At 52.5% G+C, this 2,640-nt stretch carries 3 protein-coding genes; 2 read left to right on the forward strand and 1 reads right to left on the reverse strand.

The window, feature by feature from the left end:
- Nucleotides 1–240: 240 nt before the first annotated feature.
- Together KDK14_RS09510 and groL are read left to right on the forward strand one after the other, a co-directional pair.
- Entirely contained in the window at nucleotides 241–534 is a 294-nt protein-coding gene (locus KDK14_RS09510) for a co-chaperone GroES (RefSeq protein WP_257264863.1), read from the forward strand.
- Nucleotides 535–588: 54 nt separating this feature from the next.
- Nucleotides 589–2,232: a chaperonin GroEL gene (gene groL / locus KDK14_RS09515; protein WP_257264864.1), complete on the forward strand. Its 1,644-nt coding sequence runs from the start codon at nucleotides 589–591 to the stop codon at nucleotides 2,230–2,232.
- Between the two features lie 54 nt (nucleotides 2,233–2,286).
- Here groL and KDK14_RS09520 read toward each other — a convergent pair.
- A partial coding sequence (locus KDK14_RS09520; protein WP_257264865.1) for a hypothetical protein occupies nucleotides 2,287–2,640 on the reverse strand: 354 nt, incomplete at its 5' end.

A 2,640-nucleotide genomic window follows, 5' to 3' on the forward strand; every position in this document is an offset into this window, starting at 1 on the left:
TCTGCCTCATGAAAACTGGGCCGGCCACCCATACTAAGGTGGACACCTGACAAGACTTCGGCCTTGAGCCTTTATCAGAGGCCCGTGCCAAAGTTAATTTCATCCCCGGTACATACCAGGGAGGCTCGGGTAATCCGGGCCATGGTGAAGCGATAGTACATCGTTTTACCGCCATTACGTTGATAACAAGCAACCTTTTACAGGTTGCACGGCATAAGCAAACTGTTGGAGAAAGAATCGATGAAAATCCGTCCGTTGCGTGATCGCGTGGTCGTTCGTCGTGTCGAAGAAGAAACTACTTCTGCCGGTGGCATCGTACTGCCAGGTACTGCCGCTGAAAAGCCTAACCAGGGTGTTGTGGTTGCCGTCGGCGATGGCGTGTTTCTGGACAATGGTGATAAACGTCCGGTTGGTGTCAGAGTTGGTGACAAGGTTATTTTCGGCAAGTATGCAGACTCAAACACTGTGAAGATTGACGGTGAAGAGCTGATCATTCTGTCTGAAAGTGATATTTCCGCCGTTCTGGAAGACTGATTGCCTGGCAATTACACGCAATTTTCCGATTTAACAAACACAGGGTAATCTACCATGGCAGCTAAACAAGTTAAATTTGGCGACGAAGCTCGCAAAGAAATGCTCAAGGGCGTCAACATTCTGGCTGACGCTGTTAAGGCTACTCTGGGTCCCAAGGGCCGCAACGTTCTACTTGAGAAGTCCTTTGGCGCTCCTGCCATCACCAAGGATGGCGTGACCGTTGCCAAGGAAATTGAACTGAAAGACAAGTTCCAGAACATGGGGGCCCAGCTGGTTAAGGAAGTGGCTTCCCAGGCTAACGACCAGGCCGGTGACGGTACCACCACGGCTACCGTTTTGGCTCAGTCTATTTTGAATGAAGGTCTTAAGTACGTTGCCGCCGGCATGAACCCAATGGACCTCAAGCGCGGTATCGACAAGGCGGTAGCGGCAGTTGTTGAGCAGCTGAAGGCGATGTCAACGCCTTGCGAAGACAGCAAGTCCATTGCCCAGGTCGGAACTATTTCTGCCAACTCTGATGAAATCGTTGGCCAGATCATCGCAGAAGCCATGGAAAAAGTTGGCAAGGAAGGCGTCATTACCGTCGAAGAAGGCAGCGGTCTGGAAAACGAGCTGGAAGTTGTCGAAGGCATGCAGTTTGACCGGGGCTACCTGTCTCCATACTTCATCAACAACCAGGAAAGAATGTCCGCTGAACTGGAAAGCCCTTTCATTCTGCTGGTTGACAAGAAAATCTCCAACATCCGCGAGCTGCTGCCCGTTCTGGAATCCGTCGCCAAAGCTGGCAAGCCACTGATGATCATTGCTGAGGACGTTGAAGGCGAAGCCCTGGCGACGCTGGTGGTGAACAACATGCGCGGTATCGTTAAGGTCACTGCGGTCAAGGCACCGGGCTTTGGTGATCGTCGCAAGGCCATGCTGCAGGATATCGCCATACTGACGGGCGCTACGGTTATCTCTGAAGAGGTCGGCCTGTCCCTGGAAACGGCCACTCTGGACGACTTGGGAACTGCCAAGCGTGTACAGATCACCAAAGAAGATACCACCATCGTTGACGGCGCTGGCGTTCAGGCTGACATCGTTGCCCGGGTTGAGCAGATCCGTGCCGAGATCGAAAACTCTTCTTCTGACTACGACAAGGAGAAGCTGCAGGAGCGCGTAGCCAAACTGGCTGGCGGTGTTGCCGTTGTCAAGGTCGGCGCTGCTACCGAAGTTGAGATGAAAGAGAAGAAAGCCCGCGTTGAAGATGCCCTGCACGCTACCCGTGCTGCGGTCGAAGAAGGTGTGGTTGCCGGTGGTGGTGTAGCCCTGGTTCGTGCCCTGTCTGCCATCAACGTTGAAACCATTAACGCTGAGCAGCGTGCCGGTGTTGAGCTGATCCTGCGTGCCCTGGAAGCACCGATGCGTCAGATTGCCGCTAACTCCGGAGATGAGGCATCTGTCGTTGTTGACAAGGTTAAGGCGGGTTCCGGTAACTTCGGTTACAACGCAGCTACTGGCGAATACGGCGACATGATCGAAATGGGCATTCTGGATCCAGCCAAGGTCACCCGTTCTGCCCTGCAGGCCGCTGCCTCTGTTGCAGGCCTGATGATCACAACTGCCGCCATGGTTGCTGATGAGCCACAGGACGACGCTCCAGCCATGCCTGATATGGGCGGTATGGGCGGTATGGGTGGTATGGGCGGCATGATGTAGTTTTGCGGCAGATATGTTGAAGGTTGAGTTTTGGCTGTAAATAGCTGGCCAAATTTAATCGTTATTTCTGACTAAGTGGACAGTTACCATGCCAGGAGGCTGTCCCGGAATAGACTCCCCTACAGTGGTTGTGGATAATTTTGCTCTAAAAATTCCTGCTTCTTCGTAAAATAGCCCTGCTATTGAATCAGGAATCTTTAGCCTGAATCTCTCGCAATCCTCGCTACAGGTGCTATTTTGGGACAGCCTCCCAGCGGTATCGCTGTATGGATGCAGGAGCCAGAGCAACGGGGTAGCAGTTGCTCTTACGATAGACATTAAGCATCTATCTATTAATTCCAGAAGCAAAAGCTTTGAACCACGAAGCACACGAAGAGCACAAAGGAAAAGAAAAGCTCTTCTTTGCCG

Source organism: Endozoicomonas sp. ONNA2 (genome assembly GCF_024606365.1).
Lineage (GTDB): Bacteria > Pseudomonadota > Gammaproteobacteria > Pseudomonadales > Endozoicomonadaceae > Endozoicomonas.

Coding starts and splice junctions, on each gene's coding strand:
- groL (WP_257264864.1), top strand. CDS start 589: ATGGCAGCTAAACAAGTTAAATTTGGCGACGAAGCTCGCAAAGAAATG.
- KDK14_RS09510 (WP_257264863.1), top strand. CDS start 241: ATGAAAATCCGTCCGTTGCGTGATCGCGTGGTCGTTCGTCGTGTCGAA.